The sequence below is a fragment of the Litorivivens sp. genome (assembly GCF_041624475.1).
Taxonomy (GTDB): Bacteria; Pseudomonadota; Gammaproteobacteria; order Pseudomonadales; family Spongiibacteraceae; genus Litorivivens.
The window spans coordinates 327,967-349,763 of record NZ_JBFJUX010000003.1; the positions used below are offsets into that span (position 1 = coordinate 327,967).

Annotated in this window: 22 protein-coding genes; 14 read left to right on the forward strand and 8 right to left on the reverse strand. The window is 56.0% G+C overall.

Annotated elements, in window-relative coordinates; translation table 11 throughout:
• The first annotated feature begins 70 nt into the window (after positions 1 to 70).
• The 6 genes from ABY734_RS06215 to ABY734_RS06240 all read left to right on the forward strand — a co-directional run bounded on the left by ABY734_RS06215 (position 71) and on the right by ABY734_RS06240 (position 5,408).
• Entirely contained in the window at positions 71 to 1,336 is a 1,266-nt protein-coding gene (locus ABY734_RS06215; protein ID WP_372778135.1) for an MFS transporter, read from the forward strand.
• A gap of 285 nt (positions 1,337 to 1,621) precedes the next feature.
• The gene (locus ABY734_RS06220) at positions 1,622 to 2,332 is read left to right on the forward strand and encodes a pseudouridine synthase (RefSeq protein ID WP_372778136.1); all 711 of its coding nucleotides are present in this window, start codon (positions 1,622 to 1,624) and stop codon (positions 2,330 to 2,332) included.
• Positions 2,329 to 2,634 carry a DUF2288 domain-containing protein gene (locus ABY734_RS06225; RefSeq protein ID WP_372778137.1) on the forward strand — a complete coding sequence of 102 codons (306 nt, stop codon included), beginning with the start codon at positions 2,329 to 2,331 and terminating at the stop codon, positions 2,632 to 2,634. The genes ABY734_RS06220 and ABY734_RS06225 overlap by 4 nt, the downstream gene beginning before the upstream one ends.
• Positions 2,635 to 2,636: 2 nt before the next feature.
• Entirely contained in the window at positions 2,637 to 2,918 is a 282-nt protein-coding gene (locus ABY734_RS06230) for a hypothetical protein (protein WP_372778138.1), read from the forward strand.
• The gene (locus ABY734_RS06235) at positions 2,915 to 4,996 is read left to right on the forward strand and encodes a tRNA(Met) cytidine acetyltransferase TmcA (RefSeq protein ID WP_372778139.1); all 2,082 of its coding nucleotides are present in this window, start codon (positions 2,915 to 2,917) and stop codon (positions 4,994 to 4,996) included. Before ABY734_RS06230 ends, ABY734_RS06235 begins: the two co-directional genes overlap by 4 nt.
• A complete protein-coding gene (locus tag ABY734_RS06240; protein WP_372778140.1) occupies positions 4,989 to 5,408 on the forward strand; it encodes an HIT family protein in 420 nt (139 codons plus the stop codon). Before ABY734_RS06235 ends, ABY734_RS06240 begins: the two co-directional genes overlap by 8 nt.
• An 8-nt stretch (positions 5,409 to 5,416) precedes the next feature.
• Here ABY734_RS06240 and ABY734_RS06245 read toward each other — a convergent pair whose 3' ends face one another.
• Both ABY734_RS06245 and ABY734_RS06250 read right to left on the reverse strand, forming a co-directional pair.
• The gene (locus ABY734_RS06245; protein ID WP_372778141.1) at positions 5,417 to 7,270 is read right to left on the reverse strand and encodes a radical SAM protein; all 1,854 of its coding nucleotides are present in this window, start codon (positions 7,268 to 7,270) and stop codon (positions 5,417 to 5,419) included.
• Positions 7,271 to 7,461: 191 nt separating this feature from the next.
• Entirely contained in the window at positions 7,462 to 8,730 is a 1,269-nt protein-coding gene (locus ABY734_RS06250; protein ID WP_372778142.1) for a CinA family nicotinamide mononucleotide deamidase-related protein, read from the reverse strand.
• Positions 8,731 to 8,859: 129 nt separating this feature from the next.
• Here ABY734_RS06250 and ABY734_RS06255 point away from each other — a divergent pair, with 129 nt between their 5' ends.
• Positions 8,860 to 9,228 carry a hypothetical protein gene (locus ABY734_RS06255; protein ID WP_372778143.1) on the forward strand — a complete coding sequence of 123 codons (369 nt, stop codon included), beginning with the start codon at positions 8,860 to 8,862 and terminating at the stop codon, positions 9,226 to 9,228.
• Positions 9,221 to 9,427 carry a type II citrate synthase gene (locus tag ABY734_RS06260; RefSeq protein WP_372778144.1) on the forward strand — a complete coding sequence of 69 codons (207 nt, stop codon included), beginning with the start codon at positions 9,221 to 9,223 and terminating at the stop codon, positions 9,425 to 9,427. Before ABY734_RS06255 ends, ABY734_RS06260 begins: the two co-directional genes overlap by 8 nt.
• A gap of 47 nt (positions 9,428 to 9,474) precedes the next feature.
• On the opposite strand, the gene ABY734_RS06265 is transcribed toward ABY734_RS06260, so the two are convergent.
• Positions 9,475 to 10,251, reverse strand: a complete 777-nt coding sequence (locus ABY734_RS06265; RefSeq protein ID WP_372778145.1) for a glucose 1-dehydrogenase — start codon at positions 10,249 to 10,251, stop codon at positions 9,475 to 9,477.
• A 208-nt stretch (positions 10,252 to 10,459) separates the two neighbouring features.
• On the opposite strand from ABY734_RS06265, the gene ABY734_RS06270 reads away from it, so the two are divergent.
• Positions 10,460 to 10,891 (forward strand): hypothetical protein, encoded by a 432-nt coding sequence (locus tag ABY734_RS06270; RefSeq protein ID WP_372778146.1) that lies wholly within the window; start codon positions 10,460 to 10,462, stop codon positions 10,889 to 10,891.
• A gap of 2 nt (positions 10,892 to 10,893) precedes the next feature.
• Here ABY734_RS06270 and ABY734_RS06275 read toward each other — a convergent pair whose 3' ends face one another.
• Positions 10,894 to 11,871 (reverse strand): D-2-hydroxyacid dehydrogenase, encoded by a 978-nt coding sequence (locus ABY734_RS06275; RefSeq protein ID WP_372778147.1) that lies wholly within the window; start codon positions 11,869 to 11,871, stop codon positions 10,894 to 10,896.
• A 509-nt stretch (positions 11,872 to 12,380) separates the two neighbouring features.
• Here ABY734_RS06275 and ABY734_RS06280 point away from each other — a divergent pair.
• The 3 genes from ABY734_RS06280 (at position 12,381) to ABY734_RS06290 (ending at position 15,859) form a co-directional block, all read left to right on the forward strand.
• Positions 12,381 to 13,199: a hypothetical protein gene (locus tag ABY734_RS06280; protein ID WP_372778148.1), complete on the forward strand. Its 819-nt coding sequence runs from the start codon at positions 12,381 to 12,383 to the stop codon at positions 13,197 to 13,199.
• Between the two features lie 309 nt (positions 13,200 to 13,508).
• The gene (locus ABY734_RS06285; protein WP_372778149.1) at positions 13,509 to 14,189 is read left to right on the forward strand and encodes an OmpA family protein; all 681 of its coding nucleotides are present in this window, start codon (positions 13,509 to 13,511) and stop codon (positions 14,187 to 14,189) included.
• A gap of 26 nt (positions 14,190 to 14,215) precedes the next feature.
• A complete protein-coding gene (locus ABY734_RS06290; protein WP_372778150.1) occupies positions 14,216 to 15,859 on the forward strand; it encodes a ShlB/FhaC/HecB family hemolysin secretion/activation protein in 1,644 nt (547 codons plus the stop codon).
• 97 nt (positions 15,860 to 15,956) lie between these two features.
• Here the strand turns inward: ABY734_RS06290 and ABY734_RS06295 are convergent, their stop codons facing one another.
• Positions 15,957 to 16,154, reverse strand: a complete 198-nt coding sequence (locus ABY734_RS06295; RefSeq protein ID WP_372778151.1) for a hypothetical protein — start codon at positions 16,152 to 16,154, stop codon at positions 15,957 to 15,959.
• Between the two features lie 397 nt (positions 16,155 to 16,551).
• On the opposite strand from ABY734_RS06295, the gene ABY734_RS06300 reads away from it, so the two are divergent.
• Entirely contained in the window at positions 16,552 to 18,255 is a 1,704-nt protein-coding gene (locus ABY734_RS06300; RefSeq protein WP_372778152.1) for an amidohydrolase, read from the forward strand.
• An 11-nt stretch (positions 18,256 to 18,266) separates the two neighbouring features.
• On the opposite strand, the gene ABY734_RS06305 is transcribed toward ABY734_RS06300, so the two are convergent.
• The 3 genes from ABY734_RS06305 to ABY734_RS06315 all read right to left on the reverse strand — a co-directional run bounded on the left by ABY734_RS06305 (position 18,267) and on the right by ABY734_RS06315 (position 20,173).
• Entirely contained in the window at positions 18,267 to 18,686 is a 420-nt protein-coding gene (locus tag ABY734_RS06305) for a hypothetical protein (RefSeq protein WP_372778153.1), read from the reverse strand.
• A gap of 3 nt (positions 18,687 to 18,689) precedes the next feature.
• Entirely contained in the window at positions 18,690 to 19,034 is a 345-nt protein-coding gene (locus ABY734_RS06310) for a YqjD family protein (protein WP_372778154.1), read from the reverse strand.
• Between the two features lie 257 nt (positions 19,035 to 19,291).
• Positions 19,292 to 20,173 carry an AraC family transcriptional regulator gene (locus ABY734_RS06315; RefSeq protein WP_372778155.1) on the reverse strand — a complete coding sequence of 294 codons (882 nt, stop codon included), beginning with the start codon at positions 20,171 to 20,173 and terminating at the stop codon, positions 19,292 to 19,294.
• Positions 20,174 to 20,297: 124 nt separating this feature from the next.
• Here ABY734_RS06315 and ABY734_RS06320 point away from each other — a divergent pair, with 124 nt between their 5' ends.
• A complete protein-coding gene (locus ABY734_RS06320; protein ID WP_372778156.1) occupies positions 20,298 to 21,794 on the forward strand; it encodes a CoA-acylating methylmalonate-semialdehyde dehydrogenase in 1,497 nt (498 codons plus the stop codon).
• The last annotated feature ends 3 nt before the right edge of the window (positions 21,795 to 21,797 follow it).

The following is a 21,797-nucleotide window of genomic DNA, read 5'->3' on the forward strand; positions in this document are numbered from 1 at the left end:
CGTTTCGGAGTCGACCGGCTCCGCCTTACAGAATCGGGCTGCCGCCAGCCCTTGCAATCAGGAACCCCTCGTGGACGACACTCCGCCGGCGCACAAATCCGCGCCCAGACTGACCACGCTCTATTTTGCCATGATGACCATCGGCATGGGGCAGACCGTGGTCTTTGCCATCCTGCCCATGCTCGGTCGTGAGCTGGGTTTGGACCAGATTGTTTTTTCGATTCCGGCTCTGGGTTGGGAGTTCGCGCCGCGCGAAATGGCGATAACCTCGTTGTCGGCACTGACCGCTTTGATCTTTTCCCTGACGGCGCCTTTTTGGGGGCGACAGAGTGATCGTCACGGTCGCAAACCAATTATCCTGTTTGGTCTGGTCGGCTATACCGTTGGCACGCTTACCTTCAATGGCGCGGCGCAGATCGGCCTGTCGGGCTTGCTCGGCGGAGTTGCTCTGTACCTCTTGTTGCTGCTTACCCGGGTATTTCATGCGGTGATCATGTCCGCCGCAACACCCGCATCCTCAGCCTACGTGGTTGACGCGACGACGCTGCACGACCGCGTTAAAGGCATTGGTAAACTTAATGCTTTTAATCAGGTGGGAGCCATGGTGGGCCCGGCATTAGCCTGGTTTGTGGGTGTGCATTTTCTGGCGCCCATGTATTTACAGGCAGTCATCACCTTGATTGCGGCCTTTTTTGTATGGCGGCTGCTGCCGGCGACCACCTGCCACAAGTCGCGCGACCCCAACGCGCCACGACTCAGCTATTTTGATCCCCGCTATCGCGGTTTTATTCTGGTCGGCTTTGCCATGTTCACCATGCTGGGCATGGTGCAGCAGACGCTGGGCTTCTATTATCAGGATGTTCTGCAAGTCGACAGCATCCGCGCCGCCAAGCTTTTCTCGGTGGCGATGGTTATTTCATCGGCTTCCATGCTGGTGTCGCAATTTGTAGTGGTGCAGCGGTTCAAAGGCCTGCCTATCGGGCTGGTCAAATTGGGGCTGCCCTTCAGCCTGGTGGGTTATCTGATGATAGCCAACGCAGACAGTTTGCCACTGCTGCTGACAGCGATGCTGTTTTTCGGCCTGGGTATGGGGATGGCCGGGCCGGGCTACAGCGCCAGCGCGACGCTGGTTGTGGAGCCACATGAGCAGGGTGGGCTGGCCGGTTTGATGGGGTCAGCGGCCGGCATGGGCTTCGTTATAGGGCCATTGATAGGGGGATTTCTCTATCGCTGGGAGCACACGCTTCCCTACTGGTTTGCAAGCGGTGTCATGCTGTTTGTGATGGTCGGTGTCTGGGAGCTGGCGCGCCGACTCCGACAGGTGGTTTCTGACTAAAAAATAGACAGCTTCGTCCGTCGGGCGGGATGCCTTCGCTTGCGCTTTTATACACGCATTTATCCACAGGGTTGTGCACCGAATCTGGGGAAAACTTTATCCACACACTTGGGGCTAGATGGCCATTTTCTTGCATTGTTGACATAGAAACGTCAAAAAGCCCTCTTGATGTGTGCAATGTGTCACAGCTTTAGCGGGGATATTCACATTTCTGTAACCCTGTGACTTTGTGGGAAAAAGTTCCAATTTGATCAAAAAATGTTATCCACAGAGAGAGACATACGCTTGATCTGCTTTATTGCGGTGCAGCAGAACTTCGCTGTGGTGGATAAACCTGCCGGTGTCTCAGTGCATCGGGATGAGGGGGAGCGGTCCTTTTTTGAGGTGGTCCGTGACGCCCTTGGCGGCGGCTATCTGGCACCGGTTCATCGCCTCGACAAGGCGACGTCAGGTTTGTGGTTGCTGGCCCGAACGCCAGCCGCGGCTGCCGAATTGAGTGAGCAGTTTGCCCGGCGTGATTGCGAGAAATATTATCTGGCCCTGTCGCGCCACAAACCCGCCAAAAAACAGGGGCGGGTAGCCGGGGCACTGATCAAATCGCGAGGCGGCAGTTATCGCCTGGCGCGGAGCGGCAGCCCCTGGTCCGAAACCCGATTTTTCAGTTATGGTCTGGGAGAGGGCCTGCGCCTGTTTCTCCTCAAACCTCTGACCGGTCGAACCCATCAATTGCGGGTGGTGATGAAAAGCCTCGGCGCTCCAATCCTGGGAGACTCCCGTTATGGCCCCGCCAATGAGCCGGCCGATCGCTGCTATCTCCATGCCTACGCTCTGTGCTTCTCGCTGAATGGGCGGCGATTTCGCTATACTCTCCCACCTCAGACCGGACACTATTTTACGGGTAATACCCTGCACGCCAGACTGGCTGAGTTGGCGGAGCCCTGGAGTCTGCCGTGGCCTGCAGACAAGCCCGCTGCGAATAAAGGAGAACGACCGTGAATGATCTGAATGATCCCAACCTGGATCTGGAGACACGGCTGAACGGACAGACCGGGCGAATAGCCTGGCACGAGCTGCAGCGTTATTACGCACGCGGCGTGGTCAGAGAAGTGGCCAAGGGGCTTGACCTGATTGCCGTCGGAGGCGCCATCATCGACAACAATAAAACCCAGGTTGAGGCCTGGATAGAAGGCGGCCAGCTCAGCGTACCCGAGGATGATCGCGCCCTTGAATGGCACGAGCGCGATGCGGAGCTCTGGGCACTGGTGATCGCGCCCTGGGTTCTGGTGCAGGAAGCCTGAGCATGTCGCTGGATGTCCTCAAACGGCAGCTGGGTGAGTACTTTGAAAATTTTGCCCGGGGCAGGGATGTGCCGCCGGCGAAGCGCTACTTTATTGAGGGCTATATTCAGGCACTGCTTGATAGCCAATCGCTGAGCTATAGCGAGGCCCGGCAATTGATCGCAAGTTGTTGTGAGGCCAGCCTGGGCGAGGATGCGGCCCGCGTATACCGTGAACAACAGGGTGATATTGTGCTGCACAGTCATATGCGCCGTGCCCCCGTTTATCCGACGACATCCCAGTGATCGAAGATGTCGTCGGGCTGCGCCGACAGCTGGCTGACAGAGCCTGTCGCGGAGCATTGCTTATAAGCGGTGAGAAGTCAGAAACCGAACAGCTTTGCGTAGATTTGTTGCCGGATCTAGAGGGCGAGGTGCTACTGATTGGGAGCTACCCGCTCGCGTATCTCCAGCCCGCCCAGCGCAAAACGGTACTGGGACGGGAATGCCAGACCCTGATCTGGAACCTGCACAGCCAACCCGATATCAATGCCCTTGCGGCCAGTGCGGGCTGCCTTTGTCGGGGTGGTTTGCTGCTGATACTCGCCCCGGAACCCGACGACTGGGTCGACTGTTTTTCTCTGGCCGATGGCAGCCCCAGCCTGTTTTGGCAGCATATCCTGAGCGAACTCGAACAGTGGCCTTATCTGGCCCAATATTCACTGGAGACAGGTTTTGTCGAGCCGGAAATCGCCTTTCCGACTCTGGCGCCCCAGTGTGATTTGCCCACCGCTGATCAAATAGCTGCGATGCACCGAGTGGGGCGAGTGCTGCACGGCCATCGCAGACGGCCGCTGGTGATTCGCGCCGATCGCGGGCGCGGTAAATCAACCCTGCTGGGGCTCAGTGCCGCCGAGTTTTTGCTGGAAGATCGCGGGGATATTGTGATCACCGCACCACGCAAGGAAGCGGCTGCCACGGCCTTGCAGCATGCGGCGCAGCGCCTGGGTACGAGCGGAGAGATACTGAACAGCGGCAGCAGCTCACTTCGTTTTATGCCGCCCGACCGCTTGTTGGATGAGCTGCCTGAAGCGCGCATGGTTCTGGTGGATGAAGCGGCGGCCATTCCCCCGGCGTTGTTGGAAAAAATTGTTCGGCACTATGCCCGCGTGGTCTTTGCAAGCACCGTTCACGGTTACGAAGGCTCGGGGCGGGGCTTTGATATTCGTTTTACCGAAACCCTGAATGCCTTGACTCCCCAGTGGCAAAGTATTGAGCTGCAAGAGCCGGTTCGCTGGAGTGAGGGTGACCCGCTCGAAGCCCTGATCAATCGCCTCTTTCTGCTTGATGCTGCAGCGCCGGAGCCGGGAACCGCTATCAAGGCAGATCAGTGCGAAGTCGTATTGCTCGACAAGTTGAACTTGCTCAATGATACCGCGCTGCTGCGTGAAGTCTTTGGCTTGCTGGTGGTCGCTCATTACCAGACCACACCGTCTGATTTGCATCATCTGCTCGATTCACTGGCAACCAGTGTCTGGGTGTTACGTTCGCCCGCTGGGCGGGTTTGCGCCGCGGCATTGGTCATAGAAGAAGGGGGTTTGCCGGCGGAAACGTTTGACGCGGTGCTACAGGGTGAGCGACGCATGCAGGGTCATCTGCTGCCTCAGTCGCTGGTTTACCACTGCGGGCTCAGCGAGGGGCTCGAATTGCGCTGTGCCCGGATAAGTCGTATTGCCGTGTTGGCGGAGTACCGACGGCGCGGTTTGGGTCAGCGACTGCTGCAGGCCATTGAGTACTTTGCCTCCGCGGAAGGGCTGGATTACGTGGGCTCCAGTTTTGCCGCTGATACCACCGTAACCGATTTCTGGCTGCAGCAGGATTACCTGCCCCTGCGCCTGGGTGTCAGGCGCGATCCCTGTAGTGGCAGTCACGCCCTGCTGGTGGCAAAGCCCTTTACCGAGCGCGCCAGCAATGCCCTGACGCCGCTTTACAATCGCTTCGGCCGCCATTTCTGTTTGCAGCTTCGTGAAACTTACCAGGCCCTTGATGCAGCGCTGGCCGTGATTCTATTGAATCAGAGTGTTTCGAATGAAAGCTTGGGCAAAGACGAGTGGCGCGATGTTCAGCGCTTCGTTTCCGGCGAGATCGCATTTGAACATGCCTATCCCTCGCTGTTTCGTTATTTGCAGAGCCGGCCTTTATCGCAGCTGCCGGAGGGCGAGGATACGGAACTGATTATCAGTCGGGTGCTGCAGGCGCAAGGCTGGTCTCAGCTTGCCCGACGTTGTGCATTGACGGGTCGCCGCGAGGTTGAACACCGCCTGCGTCAGGGGTACCGTTTATTTCTTTCTCTGGAACAAGGACAGACAAGCAATCATGAGTAGTATTTTCAGCAAGATTATTGCCGGCGAGCTGCCGGGACATTTTGTCTGGCGCGATGAGCAGGCGGTTGCGTTTATGACCATCGCGCCGATTGTGCCAGGGCATCTATTGGTGGTGCCGGTGCAGGAGATTGATCATTGGGATGATCTGCCCGTAGATCTTGCCAACCATTGTTTTGCTGTGGCGCGTACGATCACCAAAGCGCAGAAATCGGTGTACGACTGTCAGCGGGTAGCCTTGCAGATTATCGGCTTAGAGGTGCCGCACACGCACTTGCATTTGATACCGATCAATACCATGGACGAGGCCAATATCGCGCGGGCCAAGCCGGCGGAGGCTGCCGAACTGGCCGCTGAGGCGGAGAAGCTGCGTGCGGCCCTGATAAACGCAGGACACGCCGAGGCGAATCTATAAGACCATAGTCAGGCCGGCAGGCGATCCACTGTGATCGCCGTGTGCAAGACTTTCCCTTTCAGCCAGCTGCCGCCGTCCGGGTCTTTCAATACATCACCCACGCCACCGGGCGTTTCTATCATGATGTCCTGCTGTTGATCGAGAATCTGTTCCCAGTTGGGCAGATCCATTGCATCCAGGGCTTTCAGCAGTTGCCCTGCGTCAAACTCAAAATGCTGCCAGGTGGTTTGCTTGCTGCCAATGCGTGGGCTGAGGGTTTTGTCCAGCGCAATGACGCAGCGCAGACGCTCGATAAAGGTGTCGTCGTAGCCTTCTTCTTCCGCCCAGCCACACAGTGCTTTTTCCAGCAGGCGGTAACTGGCCTGGGGTGATTGTAATAGGGCGAGGTAAAGCTTTGAACGTTGTTCGTAGACCGCCATGCGATCGCTGATATCCAGCTCGGGCAGGTTGTCCCGGTGGGCCTGCAGGCAAGCACGCAGAAGGCTGCGCAGCGCCCGCGAAATACCGTTTACCCCGGACAGCGCCAGAAAGCGGTTGGTCAACGGCAACAGGTGACCGTGGACAAAGAGAATGTGGGCGGTAATCAGGAAATAGCCCTCAATACCTTCGTCCCGGTCAAAGGTGTGACAGCCCACCACATACTCGCCCTTGGCTTTGCCGTAGCCTGCCACGGGAATAGTTTCGATGCGGTATTCCTCGCGTTTTTCGTAGAACTCGGTGCCGGGGAGGAGGGTATAGCCAAAGATATTGATGTTGGGAAAGGTGGCCAGCAACTGGTCGAGGTTGGCTTCAAAGTCTTTTAGGTTATCGCCCGGCAGTCCCCAGATCAGCTCGGCGGCGATGGGTACACCCTGTTCCGCCATCTGTTTGGCGATGGGCTCGTATTTATTGGAACTCATGTTCTGGCGATTGCTCAGTTCCAGTGCCAGCGGGGTCAGGGTTTGCAGAGCGAGCTGGTAGTGGGGCAGCAGGCCGTGGCGGTTGAGCAACAGCACGATTTCCTGAACCCGCGGGCTGTGTTTTTTCGACCAGGAGGTGGCGAAGGTGCTGGGGTAGCCAGTCTCTGCCTTGAGATCACAAATCAACTGCGCCTTGGCCAGATCATCCTTGAGTGCGCCAAAGTTGGAGTCCGCCAGCCAGATATCCTTGATTCCCGCGCCGACGATCTGGCGCCAGTCACGTTCGATGCGCTCCATGGAAAACTGGTGCATTTTAGTGCCTATTGCACCGGTGCCCCATTCGCAGAACGCGCACTTGAAAGGACAGCCGCGACTGGTTTCATAGGATATGGAATCGTACAGCGCCTTGCCGGTGGTCTCATCGCGCAGTGGTACCACATTCAGTGCCGAAGGCAGGCTGTCCAGATCAGTTCGACGCGAGCGTTCCGGGGTTTTGTGGAGTTCGCCCCCGTCCAGATAGGCGAGCCCGTTGATATTACTCCAGTTGTCACGGTTGGGGTTGTCCAGCAGCTCCTGAAAGGTTTCTTCGCCTTCTCCCAAAACAATCAGATCCAGTGGTTCGTCGAACAGATAGTCTTCAGCCTGCTGAACATGAGGGCCACCGGCGACAATCAGTAACTCGGGGCAGGCCGCCTTAAGTTGCCGGGCAATGCTCAGAAATTCAGCCGCATTCCAGGTATAAAAACTCAGTCCTAACAGCGGCCTTATGCCGTTCGCAATGGCCTGTTGAGCCACCGGCAGTGCATCTTTGTGCCACTGTTCCGGCCAGGCCAATGCCTGATCGCCGTCGCGGAAATGCACCAGTTCAATATGATTGCCGGTGCTGTGTTTACCGTACTCAAGGTAATAAGCTTTCAAACCACCGGTTGTGGTGGGCGCGGCATAAAACTGGTCCGAATCCATGCTGAGTAGCCACACGGGTCGTTGATGGGGTTTCTGGGTCATGGCGTAGTATTTTTAACTTTATGTGGACTGATCAATAAGTGGGCTAGCCTATCAGGCTTTAGGCTGGCTGGCATTAGCATTTTCGGCGCGTGAGAAGCGCAAAATCGGCGAAAAAGCCGGGCTAATTGAGCTGCAGAACAGGGCTGCGCCTATTTCCGAAAGCGCGCCAGATAGCGCGGCTGCAGGGTGAGCCCCAGAGCAGCCCGGCGAATCAGGTCCAGGCAGCAGGCGCTCACCCAGCGTCGGAACAGGCCCCGTTCAAAGGGCAGCCGCAGAGCGTAGGTGTGAGTGACCTCAGTGGTTGCCAATGCAATCCACACAGTGCCGACCGGCTTCTGCTCGGTACCACCATCCGGACCAGCTATGCCGGTGACCGCGACACTGATATCGGCACCGCTATTGGCGCGGGCGCCTTCTGCCATCGCTATGGCGACCGGCTCGCTGACGGCTCCGAAATGGTCCAGATCATTGGCGGCCACGCCCAACTGGCTCTGTTTCATGGCGTTGGAGTAGGTGACCCAGCCCGCCTCAAAGACCTGCGATGCGCCGGGCACATCGGTGAGCTGGCTGGCGATCATGCCACCGGTGCAGGATTCGGCAGTGGCCACATGCAGCTGTTCCCGGTACAGCGCGTCGATGGTTGCCTGGGCCAGTGAACCGGGTGCGTTGGCAATATAGGTGTCCTGAAAAATATCGTCGATCAGGCGCTGCTGCCAGCGGTCGAGTTCGGCGCTATCGGCGCTGCGAGAGGTCAGTTTTACCTCCAGCGCGGGCATGGATGCCCGAAAGCCGAGCTCAATGCTTTCAGGCCAGTCCGGATACTGATTGTGGATCAGCTGTTGCAGGGTGGATTCGCCACCGCCAAACACAAGCAAGCGACGGGTTTCGACTTCGCCGGCGGGAAAGCGCTTCAACATATCGGGCAACACTTCGTGGCGCAGCATCCAGCGCAGTTCGGAGGGTACGCCGGGGGTTGCATAGATCTGACAGCCGTTGAGCTCCACATGGATACCAACCGCGCTGCCGCTGTCGTTGGCGAGTATGCCGCAACCCTCGGGCAGGATGGCCTGTTTGCGGTTGGCTTCATTACTCTGGATCTGACGGCGCTCGCACCAGGCTTCCAGGTGGGCGACCGCTCCGGGATGAAGCGTGAGGGGGCGTTCGCAGGCAGCGGCCAGTGCCTGTGCGGTCAGATCGTCGACGGTGGGGCCGAGGCCGCCGTTGATGATCAGAACATCGCTGGCCGCGCTTTGGCTGCGGATTTCCGCGACCAGCACATCCAGTTCATCGCCAACCGTTACCTTGCGCGCAATGCGCCAGCCGTGCCTGCCCAGCTGGTCGGCCATCATGGTCGAGTTGGAATCGACAATGTCACCGGCCATGATTTCGTTGCCGGTGAGCAGGACTTGTATTTTCATTGTTATGTCTCGGTTGTTGCCTGGTAGAAGTCGACGGCGCAGTGAGGGGAGGTCTGGCACATCTGCTTGTGAAAAGAGTAGTGCGCTTGTACGCTAATTACAATTTTGGGCAGACAGGTTGCGTTGACTATGAACCGTTGGTTGGTACCCGTATTGTGTGTGGTTATTGTCGCGCTAGTCGTCGTGCAGGTCTATTTTTATCAGACCAATCGTGCCTTTCAGCAGAATGTGGCCAGCGAGTTGGCGCAGGTTCGGGCGGAGCTTGAAGCCACCCGGGCAGAGAATCGCGAGTTGAGGTCTGCGCTGGATGAACTGCAGGCCAATGACCTGAACGCGATTGTTGACGATGCCAGCGAGGCGCTGGTCACCGGTTGGAACACCATGCTTGAAGTGCTGGAGAGCGAGTTGCGCAAGGCGGAGCAGGCGATGCGCGAGCGGCGTGAGCAGCCTGACAATCGCAGCCGACAACCCGAGAGTGAGGATCACGCCGGTGACTGAAGTTAAACGCAAGGTGCAGGCCATTGAGGTCAATTATGTGTGTGACAAGTGCAAACACGGGATGGTGGAGCGCTGTGGCGACACCGATACCAAAACCGGCTTCACCCCCCATAAATGCATGATCTGTGGTCACGAACACACCTTTAAATGGGTGTCCTATCCGCGCATCGATTACATCGGTGAAGACGACGTGTTATAGCGGGTTGTCTGCAGCCAAGGGGCATTTATATGCCCCTTGGCTGCGCATTAATCGGCAGTCGGCAGCATGTCGAGGCGCAAACCCGCACTCCAGCCACCATCCACAATAAACTCTGCCCCCGTCGAGTAACTGCTTTCATCGGACGCCAGATACAGGGACATATTGGCGATTTCCACAGGCAGCCCGACTCGCGGCAGCGGGTGGTGGGCGTAGAAGGCATTGTCTTCTGCCGTCGGTTCGGTTTTGTTCCCCGCCGAGTGCATGGCGGTAAAAACGCCGCCGGGGTGAACGGTGTTGACCCGGATATTGTGCGGGCCGAATTCCAGTGCTGCCGACTTGCTCAGGCCTCGCAGCGCCCACTTGCTGGAGGAGTAAGCGCTGAGGCCGTTTTTGGATTGCAGCCCGTCAATGGACGAAATATTGATAATGGAGCCACCGCCGGCAGCCTTCATGGCAGCAAAGGATTCGCGCATGCCGATATAGGGGCCAAGCTGATTGATGCTGATGACCCGCATGTAGTCCTCCGGACTTGCCTCGGTGATGGCTGCGGCGTAAAGAATGGCAGCGTTGTTGACCAGCACTTGATAGCTCCCCAGTGATGTCGCCAGTTGCACCGCTTGTTGCCAGTGGCTTTCTTCGCGAACATCGAGATGTACGTAGTGGCCGTTCTCACCGAGGCTGTCAGCCACCGCCTGGCCTTCCTGGTCAAGCACATCACCAATGATTACGATTGCTCCTTCGCGGGCAAAGAGGCGGGCGGTCGTTTCGCCCATGCCCCGGGCAGCTCCAGTAATGATGGCAACTTTGCCGCTAAGTCGTCCCATTCTCAGTCCTCGTTTGTTAGGGTAGATGAACGAATATTTAATAGTGCAGTCCAAGGTCTAGCAAGCTGAAAGCAGAGTTGGTTTAGTCTGTATCTACCGCAGGATGGTCAGCTTGCATGGAGGGACGGTCAGGCGTATACCAATAGATAGTTACAGGGGGACCAGGTATTTTTTTACCTCGCCTATCAGGTTCCCGCGTGGAGGTTGCATGAGGTTTGTTGTATCAATCGCGCTGCTCACGTTGGTCGTTTCCGGCTGCAGTCGCCCGCCACAGCCGCCGGAGTCTCCCGGTGTTGACGTGACCAGTGTCACCGATGTCACCACAGCCACCACTCCGCCGGCTTCAGTAGCGGCGAGCCCTTCAGAATCCGAAGTGGGGAGGGCAGTAAACGGTGGGCAGAAACAAGAGGAACCGACGCCGGTCTCGCTGAACCTGGCGCTTCCGCTGAAGGATTCCAGCGAGGGTTCCGATCATCTGTTCTCGGAAAAGGACAATACGCCGAATTACTTCAAATCACGCAGTGACAACCCTGGCGTTCGCCTGAAAGGCAAGATCTATATGATCGAGGAGCCCACCGCCGAAAAACGCATCGAAAATCTGGATGGCGGCGAAATCGGCATCGTTGTCCCGCTTAAATAGAGTTAACGCGGGTTGTTGACGCAGTTCATCAATTTGCCCTGTTGAAAGCGGCGCACAATTTCAGTGCTCTGATCGATCAGAGCCTGACGGGACTCACGACTGCCCCAGGCATTGTGAGGTGTAACGATGAAATTGGGATGCCTCACTCTTAGCAAGGGATTGCCGGTGGTTGGCGGTTCGTTAGTTAGTACATCGACTGCAGCACCGCCCAGTCTTTCATTATTAAGTGCCTCAGCCAGCGCTGTTTCATTGACTATGCCGCCGCGTGCCGTGTTTATCAGTAGCGCATCGGTTTTCATCAGTGCCAACGCGGAGGCATCCAGCAGGTCGCGGGTGTGATCAGTCAGGGGGCAATGCACAGAAACCACATCGCTCTCGGTCAGCAGGGGCCTCAGTGGCAAGCGGGGCAGGGTGGGGTCTTCCGCAGGCTTGCTTCCACTGAGCGACTGGAGGGCGACAGTCCGCATACCCAGCGCTCTGGCCACTGCGGCAAGGCCGCGGCCTGAAGCCCCGGCGCCGATAATGCCCAGCTGTTTGCCGTGCAGGATTGAAATAGGCGGGTCGAGCAGGCAGAACTGATTGGCGCGCTGCCAATCTCCCTGTTTGACCTTATCCATATAGGTGGGCAGTTGCCGCGCCAGGGCAAGCATCAAAGCCAGTGTGTGTTCGACCAGCGACTGGGTTGAATAGCCGACGTTATTACACACCGCAATGCCGTGTTCTGCGGCAGCATCGAGATCGATATTGTTGGTGCCGGTCGCGAGCACAAGAATGAGCTTGAGCTGCGGCAGCTGTGCCAGGGTTTCTCTGCGCAGCGGCGTTTTGTTGGTCAGGGCTATGTCGGCATTGTGCAGACGCGCAAGTAGGTGTTCGGGGGCGGTCAGTTCGAAGCTTTCCCATTGGGCAAACTGGCCTTGCAAACTCTCAAGGTCCAGATCGTCGCAGTGCAGACTTCCCTGATCCAGCAAAACACCCTTCATTCAATGTACCTTTTCAACATGCCACTTATCGGCGGGTAAGTGAAAAATCCGGCGCTAAGTTACCACGCGCTAGCCGCGCCGCAAGGTGGTTTTCCCATGTCGCCGGTTTTAAAAATTGTTAAAGTGTAACGTAGTGTTTCTGCGTTCAGATCTCGGCTTGTGGTGTATATCGATTTATCAGCCCCGTTTTCTACCTAATACACAGTTTCCTGGGACGTCGCTCGCAGAAATGGGTTACTAACCAGCAACCAAAGCTGTACATATGGGCATAACTAATCAAGTTGTTGAAAATAAAGTAAAAGAAAGGGTTTTATGGGTGATTTTATGGGTTTTATGGTTGCGCTATGTCACATAATCCAACCTTGGGATCCGGGTAAGCACGTATTGTGATTAATCACACATTAACAACTTGAAATCAGGTCTTTAATGAAAACCCCTCGCAGATGCTTATGGGTTCACTGTGTCAAATAGTGGTTTTGGGCGAGGGCAAGTAATTTAGGAGAGGTCTGATGAAAAAATTAAAGAAGCGACTGCTCAACAGTGCGATTGCAGCTTCCCTTGCCGTCGCGGGTGCGGCGAGCGCGCAGCCCTTGGTTGGCGCTATCGTAAGCGTGCCTGGCGTGGGCGACGTTTTAGGTATTGGGATTGCCGGAGACTCGGGCCTGGTGGATGTTAATCTTGCTGGGAGCCGTTTTGCCATATCACCCGATTCCAACCCCCTGACCGGTGCACCCCGACTGGTAGGCGATCTGCAGCGGGGAACGGGAATTCCGGTCGCTGACCTTATCAGCATGGTGCCCAGTCTTGATGATGGTCCGCTGCCTGGCTTGCCAGGTGATCCGGCAGAAATTCTGGACGATCTGCTGCCAACCGGAGCCAACCCGATTCCCACTTTGCCGGTTGACCCGGTGGGTACGCTGGTGGGTTTGATTTCGTCTGGTGGCGGCGGTGTGCCTTCGCTGCCCGGCCTGCCGGTTGATCCGGTGGGTACCGTGACGGGTCTGATTCCGACTGGTGGCGGTGTGCCTTCGCTGCCCGGCCTGCCGGTTGATGCGGTGGGTACCGTAACGGGTCTGATTCCGGCTGGTGGCGGTGTGCCTTCACTGCCGGCATTGCCGGTTGATCCGGTGGGTACCGTGACGGGTCTGATTCCGACTGGTGGCGGTGTGCCTTCGCTGCCCGGCCTGCCGGTTGATCCGGTGGGTACCGTGACGGGCTTGATTCCGGCTGGTGGCGGTTTGCCTTCGCTGCCCGCGCTGCCGGTTGACTTGGTGGGCACGGTGACTGGTGTGTTGTCGGCGGACGTGCCGACCCTGCCGATTCCCTGATACCCCTCCAGGACTTTGCCTGAGATTGTTTTGCCCTCGCTATGCGGGGGCTTTTTTTGTTTGCCTCTGTCGCAATTTTTAACATTATCCGAGAGCTTTTGCGATCATTGGTTCTTGTAAGCTTCTGTGAGTGCTAACATTTTGTTCCAGGGATAATTCATTAACCGCAGACGAGCAAGGATATTGATCTTGAGGGGAGTAGGGCTTGGACTTTCTTTTTTTGGGGGACTGTTAGCTGCTGCGGTTCATGCGCAGAGTTTGCCAACATTGCTCGACGGCAGCGGATCGCCAATTTCGGGTGGAATGGGTATGCCAACGGGTCGCACGGTAAACGTTGGTGAGGGTTCAGTCATTGATATGACCAGTATTCCGGCGGACGATCTCGCTGGCCTGGGGAGCAGCAACTCTTCGCTGGCGTTTGAATCCACTGCGCCGCAACCGGAAGAAAAACTTGCCGCGTACGACAGGGATAGGCCGTTGAGTTATGAGGCCTGTCCCGATGATGACAAGGACGGTGTCTGCAATCCTCAGGATTATTGTGACAATACACCGCCCAAGGCGGTCGTGCTTCCCAGCGGCTGTCACCTAAGCCGTGACGCGCCGCTGGAACTGGTAGGGGTATTTTTCGACTTTAATGGCACTTCCCTTCGACCCGAATCTTTTGAGATTCTAGATCGCGTGGTTGCGGTGTTGCGACAACAGTTTAACGTTGTTGTGGAAATTGGCGGTCACTCGGATTCGCGAGGTGATCCTGAAACGAACCGAAAGGTGTCGGAAGCCCGCGCCAAAGCGGTGTACGACTATCTAGTTAACCGAGGTATAGCGCCTTACCGGTTGCGTTTTAAAGGCTATGGTGAAAGTCAGCCGGTTGCCGCCAATACACTTGCCGACGGTGAAGATTTTGCTGCGGGCCGCGCTCGAAACCGGCGTGTTGATATGCGTGTTGTCAGTGATCTTGCCGAGGCCAGGCGCAGCGAGCAAACCAATTAATTTATTTCTGCATAAGGGATTTCTCTATGGCAATTGATCTGCCGCCGATCATTCCTCCACAGTTGTCCAGCGCTGAAAAGATAGAAGCGCACGCCAGCCGCGGCGCTGAGACGATCAATGCCGAAATAGGTGGGTTCACCCTTCGGGTCACCGGCAACCGGCATTTGACAGAAGAGGAGATTCGTCAGCTTGTCGGCGCCGCGAAAACGCCCTCTCAGGCGATTCGGGCGATTAACCAGGCCTATTACCAAAGTGGCCATTTGCTGGTCACGGTTTACTACGCGCAGCGTGAAAACGTTATTTACGCGCATATCGTTAATGGTGAGCTGGCAGGGGTAGAGGGTGATGCAGCGTTAATCTCGCACTTTCGGCCTCTGGTCGGCGACAGCGATCTTACGGTCGCCGAGTTTGAGCGTCGTCGGGTGCTGGCGGACCTTCAGGCGAGCCGCAGCGGACACGATTATACGGTCAGTTACAAAGCGGGCAGTGAGCCTGATGCCATGACGCTGGTGTTCAAGCAGTCTGAACAGGACGGCTATGATGCCACCGAGTGGGGCCTGTCACTCGGCAATCAGGGCAATCGCTTCGTCGGACGTTATTTTGCTGGTGCGAACGTAACTCATCAATTCTGGAATGGCTCCGAACTGAATGTTGACTATGAATCCGCTCTGACGGAGTGGGGCGAGACTAATGGGGGGCGCAATTACGATGGCCTGAAACTCAGTCTCGACAAACCCACCCGCTTTGGTCTCTACGGCTTGGAATTGAGTTATGCCCAGTACGAACGTGACGGTTTGGTGGTTAGTGCTGGAGAAGACAATTCGATACTGTGCACAGTATTTGGCCTGTGCGCCGATGTACCACCTTCGACGGAAACCGTCGTTGTTGAAGGCGATACACAATCTGCTGCGCTGACGGGCGAACAGGTTCTGTATGCCACCCCGCGCCAGCGATTTACGGTCAGTCAGCGGCTCGACTACGTCGAATCCGATATTGAGCTGGACGATGGGAGAGTGCTGCAGGAAGAAGCTCACGGTGGGGCTGAGCTTGGACTGAAATACTTTCGTCACTCAAAATGGTTCGGCAAGCCGATACGCTGGAGTGTGCAGGGTTTCGTTGAAAAGGGTTTAAGCAGTGATGGCGGCACTTTTTCCATCGACGACGCCGCAGACAGTGTTTCAGCCGGCAAGCGTACTGCCGAGTACCTGTTGTATCGGCCAAAGCTGGGTTTCAAAATTGGCTTTGACAAGTGGTCATTGAACCTCGATGTTCTTTCGCAACTTTCTGATGGAAAGCAATTGCCGCAGCAGAAGCAGTTTGTGCTCGGCGGAATGTCAACGCTCAGCGCCTATTTGCCCGGTACGTTGATTGGCGATACGGGAACCTATGCGAGAGTGAAGTTTGAGCGAGATAGCGTCGACGTTTTTGGACTGGATCTTACACCGGCGATTTTCGTCGAGTATGGTCAGGCGCAGTTTGAAAATGTTGATGGCGATTTCGGTGAAGCGCGAAGCCTGACGGATGCCGGGGTCAGCTTTGACGGGAATCTTGGCTGGGGCTTGAATATGGCCTTCGTTGCGGCGGCGCCAGTATCCGAGCGAAACATTAGTGAGACGGCTTTGGAAGACCTGGAGGTCGACTTTTACTGGAAGTTGAGCAAAACCTTCTAGTGTTGTCAGTGCCTAACACGTTCAAACCAAATAAAAGAAAGGCACCTTACCCGCGGCAGGTAAGGTGCCTTAAAACAGTAATTATTGGAGCAAAGTATTAGCAGTCAGGATCGTCCGCATTTGCCCCTTCCTTCATGTTTTCACAGCCATCTTCGACAGCATTGCCAAAATCGGTTGCTGCCTCATCCATTTTTTCGCCCATCTCTTCCATGCCGCCTTCGTCGCGATCACAAGCGGTGAGTGATAACAGCATGATGGCAATCAGTGAAAATGCTTTGGCAAATTTCATTGTCATGTCGAGCATCCTTTTCCCGTTTCGAAAAATGTAGTCCGAACCATAGAGTTATGGCTTAAGTGCGTACAGTAAATATGTACGTTTATCAGAAAGGGTTCCGGTGACATGGGCACACAATAGTAGGGCATCGCGCCACTTATAAGCCTGTTTGTCAGGCGTCTCGCCATTTCCAACAACATGCGTTTGTGAAAAATGACAGAATCATTTTACTTGGGCCTGTGGGAGATCCGCTCCCTTTGGCTCGGGAGCTCCGATCTTATCCGCCGTTTGGAGGGTGGAATTATAAGTCGCTATTGCCGCACACTGGCCCGATGTTTGTTTTAGCGCAGCTCGCCAACTTCGTGCGAAGGTGGCTGCGGTGATTGAGGTCGCTCAAAAAAGCCTTGTGGAGTATCTGATGAAAAGAGTCCTTATTGTTGTGCTGGCGATCGCAGTGGCTACTGGTCTTGCCGCCTATCTTTGGCTGCTGGCGGAGCAAGCGCCTGCAAGTCAGGTCTTCCTGAATGCCAATGTGATCACCATGGACGCTAAGAGGCCCCGGGCTGAGGCTGTGGCTGTTCATGGCGAGCGTATTGTTGCTGTCGGCAGTCGGGCAGAGATCAGTTCATACATCCGCGACACTACGGTGGTGCACGATCTGCAGGGCAAGACTCTGATGCCTGGCTTTATCGATGCGCACGGCCATTTTCCCGCCTCGGGTTTGTCCGTTTTTGGATTGGATCTGAACAGCCCGCCCATCGGGCAGGTCACCTCAATAGAGCAATTGCTGGACAGGCTTCGCGCGCGTGCGGCCTCGACTTCCGAAGGCGATTGGGTTTTCGGTTACGGCTACGATGACACGCTGCTCGCAGAAAAACGGCATCCGACGCGACGGGAGCTGGACGACGTCTCCAGTGATCACCCCATCGCCATTTGGCATACCTCGGGGCATATGCTGGTGGCTAACAGTCAAGCCCTGGCACTGGCGGGGATAGATGAAACCACACCGAATCCGGAAGGGGGAGTCATCGTTAAAGACCCGGAAACCGGCGAGCTGACAGGCTTGCTGGAAGAAGAGGCGCGCATTCCGGTGCTGGAAATGTCGATGGACCTGTCGGTGATGCAATTTTTGAAGATGATCAAACAGGCCTCGGCGGATTATGTAGCAAAAGGCGTGACAGTGGCCCAGTCAGGTGGCTTGGACAGCCAGATGCTGCAAGGCCTTTGGCTGGCGCAGAAACTGAAGCTGACGCCCTTGCGCCTTGAGTTGTGGCCTTTTTACGACAGCCTGGGGCAGGAGCTTCTTAAAGGGGAGAAAAAGGCGGCCGATTTCGAGTCTTCTAAGTTGCATCTCGGCCCAGTTAAAATTACTGCCGATGGCAGCATTCAGGGTTTCACCGGCTACCTGTCGGCACCGTATCACACACCCTATCACGGCGATGAGACGTATCGCGGCTATCCCACCATTCCTCGCAAGGAGCTGACGCGTATTGTAAAACGCTTTCACAAAGCCGGTTTTCAACTCGCCATTCACGGCAATGGGGATGCCTCAATAGACGATATTATTCACGCCTTTTCCCAGGCCCAGAAAGCGCACTTCCGCGCGGACCCCAGGCTGATTGTAGTGCACGCGCAAATGGCGCGGGATGATCAGCTGGCGCGTATGAAAGCACTGGGAATGACGCCGACGTTTTTTTCCGCTCACACCTATTACTGGGGCGATCGGCACCGAGACATTTTTATGGGACCGGAGCGTGCGGCGAACATGAGTCCTGCCCAGTCTGCCGTCAAACAGGGGCTTCGCTTCAGTACCCATCTCGATACGCCGGTGGTGCCGATGGATCCGCTGCTGGCAGCCTGGTCAGTGGTCAATCGTCAAACCAGTGGCGGCAAGGTGATCGGCCCGCATCAGCGAGTGGGGGTCGAGCAGGCCCTGCGGGCGATAACCATAGATGCGGCCTGGCAGATATTTCGCGACCACGAAATTGGTTCCATCACACCCGGTAAACTCGCCGATCTGGTGGTTTTGGATAAAGACCCGCTGAGCCATGGCAAAACCTTGCGTGACATCAAGGTTGAGCAAACCCTGATCGGCGGTGTAACGGTGTATACGCGTCAGTGAGCACCGCGAGGCTAGGTGGTGCCACCTTGATCAAGCCAGCTTCGGACGGTGGACTTCATCAGTTCTCGGGTTTCAGGGTGCTCGGCAGCGATTCCGCCGATAAAAGCCAGCGTCGCGGCTTCCAGAGGGTATTTCTGAATGAGTGCGCGAGACTCATCCAGTTGGCTGGCGTGCCCTTTTTGCTTTTGGAGCGTAAATTTGACCGGCGAAAGTAGACTTTTTCTCAGCAGGAAGCCGATCAGAACTAATAGCAGCATGCCTGACAGCCCTGCGACACCGAGTGCACTGGCGTGGCCGACAATCGGCTGCATTACCACAACCAGACTGTCGAACAGGTAGCCGATAGAAAATGCGACCAGCGACGCGATGACGATCAACGTCAGCAGTAATGCAACGATTGCTGCCAGAAGGCGTGCTGCTAGTTGGTGCATTGTTTATTCCGCGGGAGATCGGTCGAGCAGTTTTCCGAGGAAGAATCCTGCCAGAAAAATTGCCAGTACTGTAGTGAGTGGGCGTTCCTGAATTTGATGCTGTGTGCTCTTGATAGCCTTATCGCTGACAGACTTGGCACTATCGACTGCACGTCGACCGCTACTGGAAAACTCTTCTCGCAGTCGGTCGACCTGTCCGCGCTGCTTGTCTAACAAGGATTGCGTAAGTTTAGAAAAATCATCGCGTAATTGATGAATATCCTGTTTGAGTGTGTCGTAGCTTACTTCGCTGTAGGCATCACCTTGTTTCTGATTGGGCTTTTGTTGAGCGTATGTTTGAGAGTCCATGTCGACCTCCGGGTTGAGTGAAGTTGCATAGATTCCGTGTGCCAAACACGAGTTTCGATGCGTCAGCTCAATTGAACATGAGGGGCCGGCGATTTGTCCAAGGTGACAGGTCGAGCGGTAAAAAAATGCCGAAACTAGCTAAAATATAGGGTTGTCTAGTAGTCCGATGTTGCCTGTCAGCGTCGGATCATTTGGTCGTTAGTGCAACAGTTTTCCTCAACAAGTAAAGATCATGGTGAGCTGTTAGAGCGAGCGCGCTACTTTTTATGCGAGGCTCGGTAGTCTTTAGGCGATGTGCCGGTAATCTTTCTGAACAGGCGTGAAAAATACAGGGGGTCATCGTAACCCACCGCGGCGCTGACCGCGCTGATTCGCAGATCGGTGCTGTCCAGCAGCTGGCAGGCTGCTTCTATCTTCATATGCAGGAAGTGCTTGATCGGCGAGTAGCCGGTAGCGTCTTTGTATTTGGCCGAAAAATGGTATTTTGAGAGCTGGCATTCCGCTGCGAGCTCTTCCAGTGACAGCGACTTGTCGAGGTTGGCGCGCATTACATCCTCGATATCCTGAAGGTTAAAACCGGTCTGAGTATTGTGCCGGGTAGAGCGGTTTTGCAAGGCAATATAACTGAGCATCTGTTTGAGCTGGTTGGCAGCGTGAATAAAGGGCAGCTCCCGGTAGCCGGTTTCACGGACACTCAAAAGGCTCTGAAAATCCCTGATCAGTTTCAGGCGATTGCTGATGGGGAGTACCAGCTTCCGGCTGGCGCCGCTTATGAGCCGGACATAATCGCCCGCCTGTTGACCGCTGAAATGACACCAGTAGATGGTCCAGGGGACTTCCCGGCTGGCTTCATAGTAGTGTGGCGTATTGGCGGGAATGAGCAGCAGATCGCCGGCGGTGATCGCCTGGCTGTGCTGACGGGTTTCAAGCCGGCCTTCGCCGTCAACGCAGAATATCAGCAGGTTATCGTCATGTTTCTCGCGACCCATGCCGTGTCCTTGCGCGGCGGGGTAGTAGCCAAGCGCTGAGGGGTAGCAGTCGCGCGCCAGCGGGCTATTCTGCAGGGCCTCCAGCAGAAAGCCGGGGGTGACGAAACGAATACCGTCTTCGGGCAGTGGCCAATGCGAGGGCTGGCTCATGGAATTCTATCCTTAATTGTTCCGCAATATAGTCCATGTAATTCAAAACTTCGTCAATATCATTGGGAAACTACGCTTGCTAGAGTCGCAATCATTGACCAATCAACCCATCACAGGTGATGCAATGAGCAAGCGTGTACCCCTTTTCCTCAATGGCCAGTTTGTCGACAGCAAATCGGCTCAGACCCTGCCAGTCATCAACCCCGCCACTCAGGGCGTGCTCGCCGAAGTGCCCTTCGCGACATCGGATGAGGTTGAACAGGCCATTCAAGGCGCCGCAGATGCCTTTAAAACCTGGCGCAACGTCCCGGTCCCGGAGCGGGCCCGGTTGATGCTGCGTTATCAGGCTTTGCTGAAAGAACACCACGACGAGCTGGCTGAAATTCTTGCTGAAGACAACGGTAAGACCTTTGAAGACGCCAAGGGTGACGTGTGGCGCGGTATTGAAGTAGTGGAGCACGCCTGCAATGTGCCATCGCTGTTGATGGGCGAAACCGTTGAGAATGTTGCCAACGGTGTGGACACCTATAGCAATGTGCAGTCGCTGGGTGTCTGTGTGGGTATTACCCCCTTTAACTTTCCGGCGATGATTCCGCTGTGGATGTTTCCGTTGGCGGTGGCCTGTGGCAATACCTTTGTGCTCAAACCTTCAGAACAGGTACCGCTGACCGCTGTGCGCCTGCTTGAGCTGTTCAAAGAGGCGGGCTGCCCTGATGGCGTTGTGCAGATGGTGCACGGAGGCAAGGACCAGGTGGATCACCTGCTGACGCATCACATTACCAAGGCCATCTCGTTTGTGGGCTCGGTTCCGGTTGGCGAGCATATCTATCGCACCGGCACTCACCATCTGAAGCGGGTACAGTGTTTTGCCGGCGCCAAAAACCACATGGTGGTGATGCCCGATGCGGATAAAAATACTGTGGTAAACAACCTGGTAGGCGCCTCAGTCGGTGCGGCAGGCCAGCGTTGCATGGCGATCAGTGTGGCGGTGTTCGTCGGCGACAGCATTCAGTGGGTCGATGAACTCAAAGAGAAGCTTGCCAAAGTTCAGCCCGGCAACTGGAATGATGCGAGTGCCGGCTACGGACCGCTGGTCAGTAAGGCCGCTACCGAGCGTGTAAAAGCCTATATCGGCAAGGGCATCGAAGAGGGCGCCACCTGCTTGCTGGACGGGCGAGACTGCACGGTCGAGGGTTACCCTGACGGTAACTGGGTGGGGCCAACTATTTTTACCGATGTAACCACCGATATGACGATTTACAGGGAAGAGATCTTTGGTCCGGTGCTGGTGTGCATGCACGTTAAAACACTGGGTGAGGCGATCGAGCTGATCAATGCCTGCCCCTTTGGCAATGGCACCTCCATCTTTACCAAATCAGGTGCGGCGGCCCGTCGCTACCAGCACGAAATTGAAGTCGGGCAGGTGGGTATAAATATTCCGATTCCGGTGCCGCTGCCATTCTTCTCTTTCACTGGCTGGAAGGCTTCCTTTATGGGTGACCTGCACGCTTATGGCAAGCAGGCGGTACGCTTCTACACGGAAACCAAAACCATTACTGCCCGCTGGCCAGTGGATGAGGCGGCGGGTGACCAGCCGAATATGACCATCGCGCTTAAATAGCGG